The 19,390-nt window shown below is 44.8% G+C and carries 13 protein-coding genes; 5 read left to right on the top strand and 8 right to left on the bottom strand.

Translation table 11 applies throughout. The features are described 5' to 3' along the window. The first annotated feature begins 108 nt into the window (after positions 1-108). On the top strand, positions 109-1,002 hold the full coding sequence (gene panE, locus BTO10_RS09975; RefSeq protein ID WP_105024441.1) for a 2-dehydropantoate 2-reductase: 894 nt from the start codon (positions 109-111) through the stop codon (positions 1,000-1,002). An 86-nt stretch (positions 1,003-1,088) separates the two neighbouring features. Further along, positions 1,089-2,300, top strand: coding sequence for a cysteine desulfurase CsdA (csdA, locus tag BTO10_RS09970; RefSeq protein WP_105024440.1), 1,212 nt, complete (start codon positions 1,089-1,091; stop codon positions 2,298-2,300). Between the two features lie 257 nt (positions 2,301-2,557). Here csdA and csdE read toward each other — a convergent pair whose 3' ends face one another. From csdE to BTO10_RS09950, 4 genes are all read right to left on the bottom strand, one after another. Further along, entirely contained in the window at positions 2,558-2,989 is a 432-nt protein-coding gene (gene csdE, locus BTO10_RS09965) for a cysteine desulfurase sulfur acceptor subunit CsdE (protein WP_105024439.1), read from the bottom strand. 41 nt (positions 2,990-3,030) lie between these two features. Next, a complete protein-coding gene (gene tcdA, locus BTO10_RS09960) occupies positions 3,031-3,840 on the bottom strand; it encodes a tRNA cyclic N6-threonylcarbamoyladenosine(37) synthase TcdA (RefSeq protein WP_105024438.1) in 810 nt (269 codons plus the stop codon). A 113-nt stretch (positions 3,841-3,953) separates the two neighbouring features. Next, entirely contained in the window at positions 3,954-5,066 is a 1,113-nt protein-coding gene (gene mltA / locus BTO10_RS09955; protein ID WP_105024437.1) for a murein transglycosylase A, read from the bottom strand. A gap of 81 nt (positions 5,067-5,147) precedes the next feature. After that, positions 5,148-5,621 (bottom strand): DUF2850 domain-containing protein, encoded by a 474-nt coding sequence (locus BTO10_RS09950; protein WP_004737604.1) that lies wholly within the window; start codon positions 5,619-5,621, stop codon positions 5,148-5,150. 161 nt (positions 5,622-5,782) lie between these two features. Between BTO10_RS09950 and argA the strand changes: the two genes are divergently transcribed. After that, on the top strand, positions 5,783-7,120 hold the full coding sequence (argA, locus tag BTO10_RS09945) for an amino-acid N-acetyltransferase (protein WP_105024436.1): 1,338 nt from the start codon (positions 5,783-5,785) through the stop codon (positions 7,118-7,120). Positions 7,121-7,414: 294 nt separating this feature from the next. Next, positions 7,415-7,606: a hypothetical protein gene (locus BTO10_RS09940; protein WP_008223046.1), complete on the top strand. Its 192-nt coding sequence runs from the start codon at positions 7,415-7,417 to the stop codon at positions 7,604-7,606. 52 nt (positions 7,607-7,658) lie between these two features. Here the strand turns inward: BTO10_RS09940 and recD are convergent, their stop codons facing one another. From recD to recC, 4 genes are all read right to left on the bottom strand, one after another. Then, positions 7,659-9,869: an exodeoxyribonuclease V subunit alpha gene (gene recD / locus BTO10_RS09935; RefSeq protein WP_105024435.1), complete on the bottom strand. Its 2,211-nt coding sequence runs from the start codon at positions 9,867-9,869 to the stop codon at positions 7,659-7,661. Further along, complete coding sequence (gene recB, locus BTO10_RS09930; protein WP_105024434.1) at positions 9,869-13,543, bottom strand: exodeoxyribonuclease V subunit beta; 3,675 nt, start codon at positions 13,541-13,543, stop codon at positions 9,869-9,871. Before recB ends, recD begins: the two co-directional genes overlap by 1 nt. A gap of 240 nt (positions 13,544-13,783) precedes the next feature. Further along, positions 13,784-13,951 (bottom strand): hypothetical protein, encoded by a 168-nt coding sequence (locus BTO10_RS23460; protein ID WP_181143973.1) that lies wholly within the window; start codon positions 13,949-13,951, stop codon positions 13,784-13,786. After that, entirely contained in the window at positions 13,952-17,428 is a 3,477-nt protein-coding gene (gene recC / locus BTO10_RS09925; RefSeq protein ID WP_105024433.1) for an exodeoxyribonuclease V subunit gamma, read from the bottom strand. Between the two features lie 177 nt (positions 17,429-17,605). Here recC and BTO10_RS09920 point away from each other — a divergent pair, with 177 nt between their 5' ends. After that, a complete protein-coding gene (locus BTO10_RS09920; RefSeq protein WP_105024432.1) occupies positions 17,606-19,390 on the top strand; it encodes an ATP-binding protein in 1,785 nt (594 codons plus the stop codon).

Raw genomic sequence — 19,390 nt, 5'->3', positions numbered from 1 at the left:
GAACTTCTAAGAAAGTTATCTAAATGGCACCCTCGGGTGCCATTTTTTATTGCTTTCATTTAATGCCTCGCTATCCTTGCAGCATCACTTTCTTATCTCGGTATTGCTGTGAACATCACTATTGTTGGTCCCGGAGCGATTGGCGCTTTATGGGCAATAAAACTGCTTCAAGCTGGTCATAATGTGTCTTTGTGGAGTCGTTCTTCTGAACCTTCTGTTGATCTATCTCTTGACGAACAAGCTTCGATTTCCTTCAGCAATAACGACAAAGACAAGCTTTCAGAAAGCGATTTGGTGCTCTTCACTGTAAAAGCTTGGCAAGTCGAAGATGCTATCACGCCACTGCTTCAACATATCGACTCCGATACGATCCTAATGTTCATGCACAACGGCATGGGCGCTGTCGATGCCATAGCTGATCAAATCAATACTCATCCAGTTATATTAGCGACCACCACTCAAGCTGCATTCAAACCCGATCGTAATCATGTGGTTCACACCGGTGCTGGTCAAACTCAGTTAGGGGCTTTTAATCAAGCTGGGGAAAAATGCGCCTTCTTAACCGAGGTCCTTAATCACGCACTGCCTGACGTCAGCTGGAACCCAGCAATAAATACCGCTTTGTGGACCAAACTCGCGATCAATTGCGCAATCAACCCGCTAACTGGCCTTGAGCAAATCAAGAATGGAGACCTATCCAAACCACGCTTTGGTAATACTCTAATCGCGATCCTTGAAGAGCTGACACAAGTTATGCAGGCAGAGGGCATTAGTTGCTCGTTCGACGAATTAGAAACTAACGTCAACAAAGTTATTCAAGCGACGGCAAAGAATAACTCCTCTATGAAACAAGATATGTTCTATCAAAGAAAGACCGAGATAGATTTCATTACTGGCTTTCTATTAAAGACAGCACATAGGCATCAAATCGACGTTCCCGTTAACCAAACACTCTTCACACAAGTCAAAGAACAAGAAAATAGCTGGAAAAAACAAGATTAGCCTGCGCCAATCAATAAGTCGCGATAAAATAATGATACCGCTCAGCATAACGCTGGCACCAATTTCCAAGATTTAGGTAAGAATAGATGCTTGATATCAATCACATCCGAGAGCAGTTCCCTGCGCTATCACAAACCATCAATCAGCAACCACTGATTTACTTAGATAGCGCGGCAACCACACAAAAACCTCAGGTAGTTATTGATGCCATTAGCCAGTATTACTCCAAGCAGAATGCCAATGTTCATCGTGGTAGTCACAGCTTAACCGCGCACGCCACCAGCCAATTTGAAGCCGCTAGAGACAAGGTCGCTCAGTTTATTGGCGCTGCCTCATCGAAAGAGATTATCTGGACTCGCGGTGCCACCGAAGCACTCAACCTTATCGCTCAAACTTACGCTAGAAGCACCCTTCAACCCGGCGATGAAATTCTGGTGAGCGAAATGGAGCACCACGCCAACATCGTCCCTTGGCAAATCGTGGCAGAACAAACCGGTGCTAAGGTCATCAAAATCCCGATGACATCTGACTGTGAGTTTGATCTTACCACTTTTGATGCACTGTTAACGAAGCGAACCAAGATTGTTGCTCTGGCTCAGATAACCAATGTGACGGGTTCTCGCCAACCGATTGAGCAAGTGATCGAAAAAGCCCACAAGATGGATGCCATTGTTGTGGTCGATGGCGCACAAGGTATCGTTCATGAACCTGTGGATGTTGCAAATTTGGGCGCAGACTTCTACGTATTCTCAGGGCACAAACTCTATGCTCCAGCTGGGATTGGCGTACTTTACGGCAAACTTGAATTGCTCAAAGCGATGCCGCCATGGCATGGCGGTGGCAAAATGGTCGAACGGGTCTCTTTTTCTGGCACCACGTTTTCTGAATTACCTGGTAAGTTCGAAGCAGGCACACCAAACGTAGCAGGTGCTATCGCTTTAAGTTCAGCAATCGAGTGGTTACATCAGTTTGAACAACAAGACGTGGAAGATCATATCCACCAGCTACAACACAAAACTTATCAAGCACTCAGTCAATTGGACGACATCCAAATACTCGGTTATAAGCCCAATTCGAGCGTTATTACTTTTGTGATGGATGGCGTTCACCATCAAGATATTGCGACGTTACTTGACCAACAAGGTATTGCCGTTCGCGCTGGTCACCACTGTGCACACCCATTGATGGATGCACTTGGAGTGAAAGGAACGGTTCGAATTTCATTTGGTATTTACAACAACATGGATGATGTTGAAAAGCTCGTAGCGGCGATAGAAAAAGCCGTTGATATGCTTTAGGGGATGGCGAGATTCCCTATTACGCTCCTTCGTCGCTTTAGGGAATGACGAAACACCGTTAGAATTCGTCATTTCAGAACTGAGGAACGAAGTATCTGGAATCTCTAATAGCAATACTATCCAAACGAGATTCCTTATTATGCCCCTTCGTCGCTTTAGGGAATGACGAAATACAGTTAGAAATCGTCATTCCAGAACTGAGGAACAAAGTATCTGGAATCTCTTTAAAGCATTATTGTGAAAAAGTATTGGGACAGTTACGAGCTAGCGAGATTCTTGATCTGCTCAACAATCGCTTTAAGTCCGTTTCCTCTTGAAGGGCTCAAATGCGTAATCAAGCCAATCTCGTCGAAGTAGCCATCGATATCAAACGCTTGAACTTGCTCTGATGTTTTACCGTCATATGCCGCCATTACTAACGCAATAAGTCCGCGTACAATACGTGCGTCTGAGTCGGCACAAAAGTACCAAACACCGTCGATGTTCTGCGAAACTAACCACACTTGGCTCTCACAACCAGATACCACTACCTGCTCACTTTTCAGTTCATCAGGCATTACTGGCAGTCTCTTACCCCATTGAATTACTTGACGGTAACGGTCTTCCCAACCGTTGAAAGCCTGCATTTTTGCGACAATATCATCACTAGTAATTTCTTTGCCAAATGGAGAGCTCGGGAATGACATCATTTTTATATCCAGTAAATTCTTATTAGGCGTACAGTAACGTATTACTTACTGTGCTTTTGAATGATCTTTTCTACAATACGCGAAACAGCAACAAAGCCAAAAGTCGCGGTTACCACGGTTGCAGCACCAAAACCGGTCGCGCAATCCATACGTTTTGGTCCTTCTGCTGTCGCTTTCGCCGCGCATACGCTACCATCAGCTTGTGGGTATTTAAGCTGCTCGGTCGAGAACACACAATCGATGCCAAACTTACGCGCAGGATTCTTAGGGAAGTTATGATGACGACGCAGCGTATCCTTCAGTTTCTTCGCCAATGGATCTTGAATCGTTTTAGTCAGGTCGGACACTTTAATTTGTGTCGGGTCGATTTGACCACCCGCACCACCAGTGGTGATCACTTTGATTTTGTTGCTGCGGCAATACGCCAATAGCGAAGCCTTAGCCTTCATACTATCGATCGCATCAAGTACAAAATCGAACTCTTTCGACAGGTATTCAGCCTGATTGTCAGGACCAATGAAATCGTCGATCAGGTTGACTTTACACTCAGGGTTAATCAGCTTAACGCGCTCGGCCATCACTTCTATTTTACTCTTACCGACCGTGCCCGACATTGCATGAATCTGACGGTTGATGTTCGTAACACACACATCATCCATATCGATCAATGTCAGCTCACCCACGCCAGTACGAGCAAGCGCTTCAACCGCCCATGAACCAACGCCACCAATACCGACCACACACACATGTGCCGCTCTAAGTATGTCGACTTCACTATTACCATACAGGCGACGAGTGCCACCGAATCGTTGGTCATAGTTTTCTGAAGCTGGAGTGGTCAATTCACGCATTGTTGCCGCCAATTTATTTCTGAGAAAAAGAAAAGAGTGCGTTTTATACGCACTCTTGAATAAAAAGTCTAGGGGATTAGCGATTCGCTTTCAATGCCCTATTCTATTATCGTTTACTCGACCTTTTCAGGTGGTAAAGCCCAAGGCGCTTCAGTCGCGCTACCATCTAAGCCCAATTTCCACACTCGACCAAAATGTTTGTAGTGACCCGCTTCTGTACCTGCACGTGGCCCCATACCATGGTAAAGATCCAAGTGGTTTTGCTTAACCGCACCACCCGTATCTAGAACCAGTAACAGTCTTAGTTGGTGTGCCCCGCTCCAAGTACCATCGGCATTTAGCAGCGGTACTTCTGCAAGAATCGGTGTTCCCATTGGCAAGATAGAGCGATCACCTGCGACTGCAGCCATTGGTAGTAGAGGGATTCCTGCGCTGCCCATTACCGATAGGTCATCTCTTGCTTCAAAGAAAACGAAAGATGGGTTTTGTTCTAACAGCTCTTTAACGACTTCGGGGTCATTCGCCAACACCCACTCTTTGATCGCCTTCAACGACATCTTTTCACGGGGAACCAAGTCTCGCTCGATCAACACACGGCCAATGCTCACGTAAGCTTTGTTGTTTTTTCCTGCGTAAGCAAAATACTGCAAGGTATCGTCATCACCAAAATGCACGAAACCGCTGCCTTGTACTTCCATCATAAACGGGTCGATACGATTATCAGCGTAGCCAAGCTCAAGTCCTTGACCGTCCAAGGCGCCATTGTAGATCTCTTCACGGGTTGGACACTCTTTATCGCATTCAGGAAGGCCATAAACCGGGTAACGGTACTCTTCATTCGCTTCATGGCGCAGTTCCATTACTGGAGAGAAATAACCGGTGAAAAGCACATTGCCCTGCTTATCACCACCACCAAGTTGAGCTGTTTGAACACCAAAGTTTGCGAGTTCACTTGGGTCACCACTTAGCATCGCCCACTCATTAAGTTGCTTGTATAGCGGCTCGTAGATTTTCGCCATCGAAGGAGATTTAGACACCACCATTTCAGCCTGCTCAGCAAATGCGGTGTAGTCTCTTGGTTTATTGGATTCAACCTGATCGACCTTGTTTAAGGTGCGAGGAAATTCATCATCAAGATGTTGTTGAGCGAGATCGGTAGGTTGAGCACAGCCAAATAAGACAGAGGCAGCGACAAGGGGAAGCCATTTTTTAATCACAAGAGTCATCCTAAAAATTCTATGTATCGAGGATGACAAAAACGATCAGATAACACAATCTTAGTTTGTAAGAGTTTACAAGAAGATAACCTATCGGACGGAGTTATCGGTGTGGCCTTTTAAACGAAAGACGGGATTGTAATGACTCTCTGAATCCAGCGTCATTTCTGTGTTGTCAGAATTGGTCATTCGGAAGCGGTACGTCTTATCTCCCGCTTTATACTCGAAGTAGTTGCCGTCAAATTCAAAACTGGTCGCGATAATAGATCCAGCGACAGACACTCCATTGGCATTCAACACAAACTCATCCGTCGCATAATGAGCCACATCTTGCTCAATCCAAGTGCCATACAGTAAATGATTTGGCGTTGCAGCCTCTTGCAAGCGAGTAATGACATCACCATAAAGTGATACGACAGCAAACGAACCGACCAGAGCCAGCACCATCAGGCAACGCTCTATGATCTTGCGCTTCAATGGAGATTGATTGCGCTGTTCAGCCTCACTGTAGAGGCCTTTAGTAATCTCATCGATTTTATTCTTTTGTGCTGAAGCTTGTGGCATTCGGTTACTACTCATGAAGATGCTGTGCGCATTCTACACTGAGACACTTTATATAATGAAGCCTAGATGAGAATTGTTTGCGCTTTATTCCAAAAAGATGTTGTTTAAGTTTGAATTTAAATGCTAAATTATCGAATAAATAAACAAATTGGACTTGTTCTGTGAAACTAAGAAGTACAGCGCTAGTAAAAGGCTTTAGACAATCAACCCCCTATGTTAACGCACACCGTGGCAAAACCATGGTCATAATGCTGGGAGGCGAAGCCGTTGCCGATAAGAACTTTGGCAACATAATTAGTGACATCGCTCTGCTCCACAGTCTTGGAGTAAAGATTGTTCTCGTTCACGGTGCAAGACCACAGATCAACCAACTGCTAGCAAAGCAAGATTGCCACACACCCTATCATAAGAACATTAGAGTCACCGATGAATACGCTCTAGGTGTGGCTATGCAGGCTGCTGGACAGCTTCAACTAGCTATTACCGCTCGTCTTTCAATGAGCTTAAACAACACGCCAATGGCGGGCACTCAACTTAACGTGATGAGTGGCAACTTCATTACAGCACAGCCACTGGGTGTAGATGATGGCACCGACTATTGCCATAGCGGACGTATTCGTCGAATCGATATTGAAGGGATTAATCGCACGCTCGACCAAGGTTCTATCGTGTTGCTTGGCCCTATTGCCAGCTCCGTTACAGGCGAAAGCTTTAACCTACTCTCTGAAGAGGTCGCTACCCAAGTAGCGATTCGTTTGAAAGCCGATAAGCTCATTGGCTTCTGCTCTGAGCAAGGGGTAACAGACCAAAACGGCAATGTGCTCGCCGAGCTGTTTCCTAAAGATGCTAAACATATTCTTGAACGCTTAACTGAGCATCAGAATCCAGTTGAAGACATGAGCACCGGAACTATGCGCTTCCTAAAAGGAGCAATTTCCGCTTGTCGTGCAGGCGTACCTCGTTGCCACTTAATCAGCTACAAAGTGGATGGCGCCCTGATCCAAGAGCTATTCTCTTTCGATGGTATTGGAACCCAAGTGGTGATGGCGAGTGCCGAGCAAGTAAGACAAGCTCAGATTGACGACATTGGCGGCATCTTTGACCTTATTCGCCCACTTGAAGAGCAAGGCATCTTAGTGCGCCGCTCTAGAGAACAGCTAGAGCAAGAGATCCACCGATTTACCATTATTGAAAAAGATGGCCTGATTATCGGTTGCGCAGCCCTCTACGCATACCCGGAAGATCATATGGCGGAGATGGCTTGTGTGGCTATCCATCCTGATTATCGTGATGGCAACCGCGGGCAAATATTACTGGATTATATGCGTCATCAATCGAAGTCTCGTGATATCGACCAAATTTTCGTTTTAACCACACACAGCCTGCATTGGTTCCGTGAACAAGGGTTTTACGAGATTGGAGTTGATGAGCTACCGATGGAAAAACAGGGCCTATACAACTATCAACGTAACTCAAAAATCTTAGCGTTAAATGTGTAAATAAAGTTTTGGACTAGAATCTCACTTCAAAAGAAAAATAATTGCAAATGTAATCGTTTTCTATATGAGATTTATTAGGTATGCACTTTAAGTCACAAACAAAATTGTTTAGAATTTGGTCGCTTTAACAAAATAACAAATGTTTTTATTGGAATGACCACCTCAACCGCCCTATGACACAAATCATTTGAGCGAATCGAAGTGGTTACTGCACGGATTGCTATACCCGTTAACGATCAGCAGGCGATTGATGCTCTGGTCGTTGATATAAACAGCAAAAAGAGCAACATTGATATGAGAACCATTGTTTGTAACTCGCTGCAAAGTTTTTGGGATATGGCTGATAACCAATTCTTAGAAGGGCTAGACGTTCACTGCGTGTTCCCTGTGAGCGAAAATCTAAAAGAGTTTATTTTGAATTGCCAAGCAAAATACAAGATAAACCACATATCGTTTACTCGAGCGTTTTTAGGCACTGATTCCTAGTACGCTCAAAGTAACCAGGGATGGTTGCTTTGTACATATGCCTCAATTATCTCTAGTTGGTTAAGCGACTTCCTAAACCACTCACTCGCTCTGTTTTCACTTTAATCCCACGCTTCAATACACTCGTATCACTGAACATCATCAGTCGTTTCTTCGCACGCGTAATCCCCGTGTAGATAAGCTCTCGAGTCAAGATTGGGCTGAAATCTGGTGGCAGAATCATTAAGGTCAAATCAAATTCACTACCTTGAGATTTATGAATTGTCATCGCATAAGCCGTTTCATGCTCAGGCACTCGACTTGGTAGTACAGCTTTCACACTGCCATCAGGTAATTCAAAATATACCTTCAAACGAGGGGTTGAGTCAGGTTGGCTTGAATCCGACTCAAGCATGCAGATACCAATATCACCATTATATAAACCCAAGCCATGATCGTTACGCGTTACCATCACTGGTCGCCCGTGATACCACAATTCATCATTATGTGGATTCACTAAACGCCTTGCGGCAAGCGCTCTTTCAATTCTGTGGTTGAGGCCATTAACACCAAAATCACCTTCACGAATAGAGCACAGTAGTCGGCATTGGCTGAACAAATCGAGTACCGATTTGGCTCTCGCTTCTTGAGTTTCTAGCTCTTCCAATGGCACATTCATTCGATTGAGATACGCACCATACTCATTAACCAAGGTACGCAGCATCAAGTTATAGCTGTCGCTCGATAAAGGATGATTTTCGATATCGCCAAAACCTTTGGCAAACACTTGGTCTACTTGATTCGCTGAGCCGTTATTGATTGCTTTTGCCAACTGACCAATACCAGAGCGCGCATCGAAACGGTAACTCTTCTGTAGCATACATAAGCTGTCTGCAATGGCAGGAGGATTAACGACTCCCGCTTTTACCTGCTGTGAATTGGCTATCGCATCAAAGCCTGTCATCTCCGCAATCAAGTTGCCTTGAGCACTGCTATAGCCTGCTGAATTAAATGAGCAGATATCACCTAACACTGCGCCTGCTTCAACTGAAGCCAGTTGGTCTTTATCTCCCAATAAGATAAGCCTTGCGTGTGCAGGAAGTGCATCCACTAGCTTATACATCATCGACAGATCAACCATCGACGCTTCATCCACCACCAAGATATCCAGGTGAAGTGGATTACGTCGATTGTGTCTAAACTCAGCACGGTTGGGAATAGCGCCAAGTAATCGGTGCAAAGTGCTCGATTCCGTTGGTATGTTAGCTTTTACTTCAGGCGCTAAAGGCAGTTGCTCAATCGCTTTACCAATTGATTCAGTTAAACGCGCCGCCGCTTTACCCGTTGGTGCAACGAGCTTAATCGTTGGTGTTTTACCTTGGCTTAGTGATTGCTCGACCATCGCCGACAATAACTTGGTTACCGTGGTCGTTTTACCGGTACCCGGTCCGCCAGAAATCACCGCAAAGCGACGACTGAGAGCTACTGCTGCTGCCACTTTTTGCCAATTCAAGCATGCCGATAACGGTACCAAGCTGTCTAAAACATCTAAGTCTGCTACCTGCTTAGCTTGGACGATCGCTTGGTCAATTGCCCCCCAATTCAGAGATTGCTCATCGACAATATCAAGATGATCACACACCAGCTGTTGACGCAGTACCTGAGACGTCTGCTGATTTGCTTCAGCCTTGGCTAAGGCGTTAAACAGAAAATGATAACTACGTGCGAAGAGCTGATTGAGTGTTTCCGTCAGCGCCTTTTTCTGTTCAATATTAAACTCTACTGGCTTACTTAAACGGTTTAACGTGTCTGCCAGCACCACCTCGTAGTTCCAGTAACGCTGTAAGTAGACACGCTGCCCGTCAAACATCAGCGGCTTAACACAGTCATTGGTTGATCCAACTAAATTGGACGATTGCAGTACCGCCAACCAATCAATACCTAACAACTTTTGATTCAATTGCAGAGCCGTTTCACCGTACAACCCAAGTAACTGAGCTAGATCTGCCGTTTGTTCGTGGCCTGTCGTATGCTGATGTATCAGCTGAGTACAAATGTGTCCTTTGCCTAATTCATGGCTCACTACCCCGGCAAGAAAGCCGATCTCTTGAGAGTAACTCGTAGCTTGCTGAGCAATAAAACGAGCAAATTGATAATCCAACTGACGAATAGAACCCTTATCCGCAAGAAACTTGAGTACATCCATGAGTTGCTCAGGAATAAGTGAAACTGGCTTTGCTGTGTTCGCAGTATCTATGCTGGTATTAGTGGTCGTTGTTGTCATTATAAAAGCCCCATCTGTCCAGTTTCATCGTCATTCAATTGTGCTGAACGTCTGTCTATCACTTTACCGTCAATCAATTGATCCATTTCATCAAGTAAAGCCAGTGTTGGTTTCGCTGAGAAAATACCTTGTTGAGATTGGCCATCCATTCCTCGTAGGAACAAGTAGTACACGCCGCCAAAATGTTGCTCGTAGCTGTAATTGGCAACACGACTACGTAAGAAACGGTGCAACGCCAATGCATAGATCTGATATTGCAAATCATAGCGATGGTCCGCCATCGCCGATTTCAATGCTTCACCATGGTAGACGGCAACATCATCACCTAAATGATTCGATTTCCAATCGAGTACATAGTATTTACCTTGATGCTCGAACACCAAATCGATGAAGCCTTTCAGCATACCTTGCACGGTTTGAAAACCTAAGTCGCCCGCTTTAGCCGATAACGGATCATGATATTGAATGGTTTGATTCAGTTCAGGTGCAGCCAACACTTCGATAGGTAATAAGAACTCCATCTCAACTAAGCGTTGTGTCGAATCTTTCTCGCTTAGTTTTAAGTTCTTGCCATCCAATGCGGTGTTCAGCACCGTATCAACCAGTTGTTGAAGCACAGGTAGCCACTCTAATTCGTATTGCTCTGATTCTAATAAGTGAGTGATTACTTGCGTGTTGTGTTCGCTGGTTGCTGGCCCGGTAAATTCAACCTCCTCAAACAAGGTGTGTAAGAAAGTACCCGGGCGAGCACCACGAGGGAACGTAAAAATAGAGCGTTCAGGTTCAATCAACTCAGACTCATCCTGCTCATCAGCCGAGTCAATATCAAAGCCAGACACCTCAATGGTCGCGTCATGACTTGCACCGTGACTGCCTTGCTTTACAAGCCCTGAATAACTGGTGATACGCCAAGCCCTGTCGATTGAAGCCTTGAGTTCATTAGCATGTAAGTCTTCACTCACTTGCTCTGTTTGTACAAACACTTGCTCATGCGCGGTTGGTGTTTCGGCTAGCAGGACACTTGAGTTCTTACTCTCAATGGCTGCAAGAGCCTGATGCAATTCGGCAATACCTTGCTCTTGACCGTTTTGAACCAAATAACCCATCGCACTTAAATGAACACCAGTCGGCTCTTTAGTTGAACGCCCTTTACGCAGTGGCGCCATACCAATGAAACAGCCATAAACCGCACGAGTCAGCGCTACATAAATCAAACGCAAGTCTTCCGCTAGTCGCTCTTTATCGGCTTGAGCTAAGGCAGTGTCACTACCTGTGATATCCAGTACTGTGGTGTCTGAATCATGGTCGTAGAATTTGCCTTCGCTCGCCTCTCGGTAACTCGCAACAAATGGCAAGAATACTAAGTCATATTCCAAACCTTTCGACTTGTGAATGGTAACGATTTGAACCAAGTTTCTCTCTGATTCAAGACGCTGAATGTCGTCTTCGCTGCCGCCTAAACCATTTTGAGCATCGGAAATCGCTTCTGCCAACCAACGTAACAAGCCGTAGTCGCTGTCGAGCTCTTGTCTTGCCTGCTGCAGCAATTCACCTATGTGCATCAAATCAGTGAGTGAGCGCTCACCATTTTCTTCTTCCAGCAAGCGTTCCGCGAGATGTCGCTTGCTAATCACGCTGCGCAGCATTGGTAACACGCCACGCTGTAGCCACAACTTACGATACTCTCGAAACTCATTAACCACGTTTTCCCACACCACTTCATCGTTATTGAGTTCATCCAATGATGCGGCATCGAGAGCAAACAACTCGGAGGCTAGACTCGCGCGCAATGCACGGTCGTTTTCAGGTGTCAGCACCGCTTGTAGCAAGCGTTGAATATCTTGCGCAACCAAGCTAGTGAATACACTGTCTCGGTTAGACAAATACACACTTGCAATGCCTTGTTCAGAGAGTGCATTCTTGATCAGACGACCTTCACTGCCGGTTCTAACCAAGACAGCAATATCGCCCGCATTCACGGCATGTTGTTTTTTGCCGTTATCAAAATAGGCTTGTTGGTTTTGAGAAGCGGTCAGAATGGTTTGAATTTGACTCGCCGTCGCCTCTGCCATTGCTTTGTGATATTCGCCCTTTGGTAAGGGCTTTTCTTCAGCCTCCTGTAACCAGAACGTGAGTGCATGCTGAGTTTCACCATTCAATACCCATTGGCGCTTATCGGCAGATGGACTGGCTGCAACAGGCAAAAATGGAATGTCTTGGTCGTAGATAAACGGGCTATCCGAGTTCATAAACACTTGGTTTACTGCACTCACCATATCAGCACTTGAACGCCAGTTAGTGCCTAAGGTGTAGTGAGCACTGACTTGGTTTCTCGCTTTGATATAGGTAAAGATATCTGCGCCACGGAAGCCGTAAATCGCCTGCTTCGGGTCACCGATCATAAACAAGCCGCACTGCGGATTATCGAGATAGATTCGGCTAAAAATACTGTATTGAAGCGGGTCGGTATCTTGGAATTCATCGATCATCGCTACCGGGTATAAAGTGCGAATTCTTTCCACTAGCAGTGACTGCTCATCGACATCAATCGACGCAGATAACTGAGTCAGTAGATCATCAAATGATAACCACTGCCTCTGCTGTTTTGCCTTAGCGAGCATAGTTCGACAGTGAGTAATCGCATGCGCCAATAACGGAGCTTTCAAATCAGCTGGGTTATTTAAGAAATCCTCAATTGCTTCGAAAACAGCGTGCTGAGGCGCAGTACCTTTCGGTGTTTTTTCGATTAACGTAGCTTGAGAGAATTTTTCTAACTTGTCTGGATATTGATAATCATGAGTGTCGCTCTGCGCCCATGCCGTCACAGCCTCTAGCCATGTCGGCAGAGACTTCTTGGTGTAACTGCGTTTGTTCACATCTGAACCTGAGATCAAAGCCAAAAAGTCCGCTTCAGACTCACACCACAGCGCTTTGAGCTGCTTCACTTTATCTAGGTTCTGGTTGTGTAGAGTTTGCAAATCACCCGACATCGCGTCAACGGTTAGCTTCAATGGAGAGCCCGTCAGATAACGATTGACGTCTGCTAATAATGCAGCCGGTGAACCCCAGATATTACGCACTTCGCCAGCTAGCTGAATAGGCAACGGGTAAAACTGCTTACGCCAATAGTCGGCAACCACTTGCGCTTTGAGATGGCTTTCATCAGTCACAAATTCATTATCAAATCGGCTGCCAGACTCGAAGGCATTTTGAGTCAACATACGCTGACAGAAGCCGTGAATGGTGTAGACCGCAGCTTCGTCCATTTGCCTTTCGGCATTGAGCAGTGTTTTCGCAGCGCCAGCATGGTCTTCGATCTCTTGCAGCAAAGGAGCAATCACTGGGTCGTCACTTTGCCCGCGAGAAAACGCAATGCGAGCATCATGGATTCGAGCACGGATACGGTCACGCAATTCTGCGGTTGCTGCTTCGGTAAAAGTCACGACTAGGATTTGATCTACAGTGAGAGGCTCGTGATGTCGGGTAGCTTCTGTAAGCTCATCTTGTGGTGCTGCCGTGCCGTGTCCGAGCAGTAGGCGTAAGTACAAGCCAGCGATGGTAAATGTTTTACCTGTACCCGCCGATGCTTCAATTAAACGCGCACCATGAAGCGGAAACGTCATGGTGCTTAGTGTCTGTGGAGCAATTACCTGAACACTGCTTGTGGTCGTCATGCCTTACTGCCTTCTGATAAATATGTTGTTACAAATGTGACCTAGCGTGGAAAACGTCATTCAATTTACGTCCTACGCTGATTTGTTAATAGTTAGTGCGATCTCTCTCACGGATCAATTCGGATCGCCTCGCTACTATGCGCCCACGAGTTCAGGAGCGCGATTCGAGTTTTATACTCATTGCCTATTTAGAACCACAGAATAATGGTCCCTCTGACCTGTGGCCGTACAGCGAACGCCCTACACTAATAATGATTTACTGGCGGCCACTTTATTTCCTGTACCTTGCTTCTCTTCACCTTGATTCCCTTCACACTGAAAGCAAGCACTCCAAATGCATACTAGCGACTTTCTTTCGTCTTTCATGAATTCAGCGCATCCTCTATTGATCTTGTCGATCACAGTCATTTACTCCTGATCTTCCAGATCGGCAGCAGCCAACCTTGCCGCCTGTAACACAAGTGTTGAATACATACGCGACTCAGCAGCCAGCTCATCGTCCCACTTAGGCCAAATACGTGAGATGTAGGTATCTCGACCCTCGCCAGTAAAAGCGAAGCTGTCATTAAAAGTATCGGCCATTTTCTTGAGCGACTTCTCTTCATCATCGACCCATTTACCACGGCTAAAGCCCGCTTCAACGCCGGCCAAGGCGGTTTTCGGGAAGTAAGGCAATGGTGCTGTCATACCTTGATAGAACAGTCGTACTAACTCAGCCAATAAACCCTTCGCCTGCTGTGCATCGCCGATAGGCTGTAGCGTTTGGTGAACCACGCCCTCTTTTCTGTCATAACCAATTATATGAGTTGTTTTGCCATGCCCCATCACTGCGCAACACAAGTGATCGATCCACGCGGCCAAGTAATCTTGCGAACGAATTTTGCCACTACGGAAGCGCACTAAGCCCGATTGATAGTTTTGAGTCAGCCACCCCATCAAACGAACCGGTTTGCCTTCACCTAGTACATCAAACTCAATATTCACCTCAAGATCTTGCTGTGGCTGCCCACTTACAAATCGAATCTCTTTGGCTAAGTCTTCCGCTTGAACGCGGTTAGTTTCAAACTCGATATCACCAAAAGCGCCAACCGGTAAGCGACCTTGAGCTTTTTGCTCAGAGACAAACAAGCGAACCGCTTCATCTGCCCCTTCAGGGTTATCCAGCAGCACTTGCAGAAGAGCATCCTTAAGCTGAAAGCTCTCTAAGCCATTAAGCACGAATGGCTCATCGTCTTCCATTACCGGAAGCGGTGGCTCAAACACTACTTTGAGACGGCGATTAAAGAAGTATTGCACTGGCAAGCGCCAGAAACGCTGTAGCTCAACCAGATCGAGTTCTAACGGATAAGTCGCGCCAAGCAAATAGTCGTCCAAAGCACGATTGAATTCACCACTGCGTTCACCAGAACGGTTAGCCGCAGGAAGCCACTCTTTGGCGTAGCTCAATACATGGCTTTCATCACCTTGTGTAAAAGCTGCCGGGCTGAACGGAGTCATGGTGTGCTCAAAGCTGATCGCTTGAGTCAGCTTGATACCAGAATCATCACTTGGTAGCGCTTGATCGCCACTTAGGCAGTAGTTCTGCTGGCAGTACTCAATCAATTCTGAAACCAATACCGACGGTACTCGCTCAGTATTATCTTGAATCGAGCGGCCGACATAACTGATGTACAAACGCCCTTGCGCCGACAACATTGCTTCTAAGAATAAATAGCGGCTATCCTCTCTCCTAGATCGATCTCCGGGACGAGCCCTGCCTTCTAACAAATTGAAGCTCTCGACAGGGTTAGAGGGAGGGTAAACACCATCATTCATGCCCAAAAGACAAACGGTTTTGAACGGGATAGAACGCATCGGCATCAGAGTACAGAAGTTTACTTGCCCCGCTAAGAAACGCTGACTGATACGCGCGCCTGACAGTTTATTGTTTAAGTACTGATAGATGATGCTTGGCGATAGCTCTTGCTCGTACAAGGCATCATCAAGCTGTTCATTCAGTTGAGAAAGTGCATCACGAATCGACTTAAGCACTACCTCGCCTTCTAGCTCAACGGCGAAGAAATCATCAATCATTTGCAACAAGGTTTCACGCCACATATCAATGGATTGCGTCTTGGCAAGGCGTTGACGGTAATGGGCAATACGATCAATAAAGTGCGCTAACTTACCCGCAAGTTCGGCGTTAATGCCCTGAACTTCGTTATAAGCCGCAATTGGAGAATGCTCGGTTTCAAACAAACCTGCAGAATCCGACATCGCATAGCCCAGTAGCATGCGCTGGATACCAAATAGCCAGGTATTTTGCTCGGTGGCAGGCAAATCAAACTCAGTTGCAGTCGACGAATCGACCCCCCAACGGATACCCGCTTCTTCAACCCACTGCTTGGCTTGCTCAAATTGAAATTCATCAATACCAAAGCGTGCCATCATCGCTGGGATTTCTAGTAGCTCTAGAAGTTCAGAAGCTAAGCAGCGCGTGTTTGGTAGCGCGACCAACTGCATGAACGCGGTCAGAATCGGGCTCTCTTGGTCTGCCGTTCGATCCGAGATCGAGTATGGGATATAACGCTCACCCGGAGCATTACCAAATACCGCCTGAATCGCAGGGCTGTAAGCATTGATGTCTGCCACCATCACGATGATGTCGCGTGGCTTTAATGTTGGGTCAGCGTCAAACATTGCTAACAGCTGATCATGAAGAACTTCAACCTCACGCATTGGGCTGTGACAAGCATGTATCGTCAATGAACGATCGCCCAGCTCAACCACTTGTTTGTGGTTGCTGGAATCTAAGATGTGATCGTCTTGGTGCTCTTCTAACTCAAGAATATCGGCTTGCAGTTGATGCAGCAGGCTGTCTCTCTCGACATCAATAAAGAATTCATGCTCTTCACTGTCTGATTGAGACAGCAAGAACAAATTGTCTCTGCCTAGCTTGCCCATAGACGCGAGTAAGCTATTGCCTACTGCTTGGCTGGTATGCAGCTCATCTTCGACATTGGCTTCAATACCATCTTTCAGTGGCGAGACTTCTCCTTCTAGCTGAGGCAAGCCATCAACCAGAGTAAACTGCTTACGACGCTGCGCTTCCACTCTTGCCAAGTATTTACGGTCGCGGATGTCACCCCAGTAATGTTGGCAAGGGTTAGTAAACATCAGGTGAACATCAATCTGCTCGCCAAGCGCTTTCAACGCATCCATGTAACGAGGAGGCAGTGACGAAATACCAAACACAAACAGACGTTTAGGCAGGTGTTGTAACTGGCCTTGTTGATTAGCTAACGCTTCAATGAAGTCGTGATACAAGTTACCACGGTGATATTTCGATTGGCCTTGAGAGAGCGTTTGATCGTAGAGTGCCTTCCACAAAATCGGCTGCCAATGGTGCTCTTGTTGCCCTTCACTATCAATCAATTCTGCAACGGGCTCGCCTGCTTCCCACATCGCCATCCACTCAGGTCTATACACCAAGTAGCCATCGAAAATATCGGCAATTTTCTCGGCTAATTGATACAACTTAGAGCCGTCTTCATCGTTTTCAAGATAGCGCTGTAGGGGTAAGAAATCAGAGTGGTCAAGTTTCGCGGGCAGCAAACTCATTAGCTTCCACGTCATCGCTTCTTTGTTAAAAGCACTGCGTTTCGGTACGTCAGGAAGCACCTGGGTGAACATATCCCAAATGAAAGTTGCTGGAAGAGGAAAATCGATATTTGCTGCTACACCAAACTCTTTGGCGAGTTCCATCTTAAGCCATTGAGACATACCCGGGCTCTGAACCAAGATCTGCTCTTTTTCGAAAGGATTGGCTAAAGGGTCACTTTTGATTAAGTGAACGAGAAGAATTTTTAAAGTATCAACTTTATTTGAATGATAAACAGTAAACAAAAATCAACCTACAAACCATAGCTCTAAAACTTGAAGACTAGCATAAATACTTAATTTTATAGAGGGTTTAACTTATCTTTGATAAGGAATATTGATACTATTCAACTAGGTGAAGTATGAACTATTGGTTAGTTAAACCAACACACTTCAATAAAATACCAAATTGGAGAGTGATGTATGATTTATGTAAGAATTGTAAACGCAAACGAAATTGGAATTAGGAAAGGTGGAAAAAGCAAGCGTGCTGGTAGCTTTTTGATGGTATCCAAAAAGTGCTTATCCTTTCTTCCTGAACAAAATTTCGAAATTCCAGACAGTACAATTGAAGTACAGTACATATCGCCAAACGGTCAAGAAATGGGCTTAGTAGATTATGTATGGCATAACAAAGCACTTCATGAAGAGAAAAGTACCCGAAATGAACACCGTTTATATTTTACGCGTAGCCTCGACTCAGATAGCTATATAGAACCTGATGACATTATTGTTATGAAAAGAGTTATTGAATCAAATTTCAATGGTATAAAGTTATTCTTGTTCAAGAAAGAGAAAGACAAAGAATACAACTCTATTTTTGAAATAATTAATGGGAAAAGTCACTCTATGATTGAAGACATAGGTATAGATTATATCGATAACTACCAGTTTTCTGTAAAAGGTCTGCCTAATGTATATATAGATGATAATTCAACTTCATCTAAGAATATACATGACATACCATTAGAGCTGAGCGATGAAGACATCATCACACCATCAGCGGCTTCAATGATAGAGAACTTACGCTCTTTAGGGTACAGTATCGAAGAGGCTATTGCTGACATTATCGATAATAGTATTTCAGCAAGTGCTACTAACATAGATATAGAAATGAAATGGCATGGAGGCCAATCATACATAGCTATCTGTGATGATGGCCATGGTATGGATGAAGCTGAGCTTATTCAAGCAATGCGCCCTGGTTCCAAAAACCCGAGAGCAGCAAGAGAATCAAACGATCTGGGAAGATTTGGCATGGGTATGAAAACGGCTTCCTTCTCATTGGGTAAAGAACTTACTGTTTTCACGAGAAAAAATGGTTCTAGCTCCTTAAGAAGGTGGGACTTAGACCTTGTGTCAGATTTAAACGAATGGAAAGTACTTAAAAATCAGTCACCCGATTCAAAGTTTAATTATGCACCAGAATGTTCTTCAGGCACTGTTGTACTTATTGAAAGTTTAGACCGAATGATGAGCCTTAATGGTTCTGGAAATATGATTTCTGATGAAGACTTCTACTCATTACTAGGTAAAGTAAAATTTCACCTTTCTCTCGTATTTCATCGTTATTTAACTCAAAATAAAATAACCATCACGATAAACAAACGTAAAATCACCCCATTTGATCCTCATTTTGATTGTTTCTCATCTATGGGAAGTAACAAGTCAATCATAAATGACAATGTTTCTATTTCTAGTTTTATTGTACCTAAAGAATCCGACTTACCCGTACCAATAAAAAGGAAACTTAAGAAAGAAGTAGGTTTTAACCAATTACAGGGAGTTTATATATACCGTGGCGATAGAATAATATCTTATGGTGGTTGGTTAAATTTAGGGAGAAGGCATAGCATGAAGATAAATGATGATTATGCTTTAGGTAGAGTTGTAGTTGAAATTAAAAATAGTGAAGATAAAAATTGGCAAATTGATATTAAAAAATCTACTGCACATCCTCCATTAAACATGCTTCCAAACCTAAACAGAGCAGCAGAAACAGTTAGAAAGCTATCTCTTGAAAAAATAAAAATGAGCACTAATAAAAATAGAAAAGTTGAGAATCATGAAGGCATTTGGTCTAGAAAAGACAATGAAATAAAAGTTGATAGATCTAACTCTCTATATAGGATCATTGCAAGCAATGATAAAGTAGGAGAGCAGTTTATGGATTATATAAAAAGCTTAGAAGAAAAACTTCCACTATAG

The sequence above is a fragment of the Vibrio chagasii genome, assembly GCF_002954585.1.
GTDB classification, from domain to species: domain Bacteria; phylum Pseudomonadota; class Gammaproteobacteria; order Enterobacterales; family Vibrionaceae; genus Vibrio; species Vibrio chagasii_A.
The sequence above is the reverse complement of the archived record's forward strand: the minus strand, read 5'-3'. Positions and strand labels throughout refer to the sequence as shown.

What these genes read in the sequence shown, in the direction of transcription:
- BTO10_RS09940 (WP_008223046.1), top strand. Translation starts at nt 7,415, where the DNA reads ATGAGAACCATTGTTTGTAACTCGCTGCAAAGTTTTTGGGATATGGCT.
- BTO10_RS23460 (WP_181143973.1), bottom strand. Translation starts at nt 13,951, where the DNA reads ATGACTGTGATCGACAAGATCAATAGAGGATGCGCTGAATTCATGAAA.
- recD (WP_105024435.1), bottom strand. Translation starts at nt 9,869, where the DNA reads ATGACAACAACGACCACTAATACCAGCATAGATACTGCGAACACAGCA.
- recB (WP_105024434.1), bottom strand. Translation starts at nt 13,543, where the DNA reads ATGACGACCACAAGCAGTGTTCAGGTAATTGCTCCACAGACACTAAGC.
- BTO10_RS09950 (WP_004737604.1), bottom strand. Translation starts at nt 5,621, where the DNA reads ATGCCACAAGCTTCAGCACAAAAGAATAAAATCGATGAGATTACTAAA.
- csdA (WP_105024440.1), top strand. Translation starts at nt 1,089, where the DNA reads ATGCTTGATATCAATCACATCCGAGAGCAGTTCCCTGCGCTATCACAA.
- csdE (WP_105024439.1), bottom strand. Translation starts at nt 2,989, where the DNA reads ATGATGTCATTCCCGAGCTCTCCATTTGGCAAAGAAATTACTAGTGAT.
- BTO10_RS09920 (WP_105024432.1), top strand. Translation starts at nt 17,606, where the DNA reads ATGATTTATGTAAGAATTGTAAACGCAAACGAAATTGGAATTAGGAAA.
- mltA (WP_105024437.1), bottom strand. Translation starts at nt 5,066, where the DNA reads ATGACTCTTGTGATTAAAAAATGGCTTCCCCTTGTCGCTGCCTCTGTC.
- tcdA (WP_105024438.1), bottom strand. Translation starts at nt 3,840, where the DNA reads ATGCGTGAATTGACCACTCCAGCTTCAGAAAACTATGACCAACGATTC.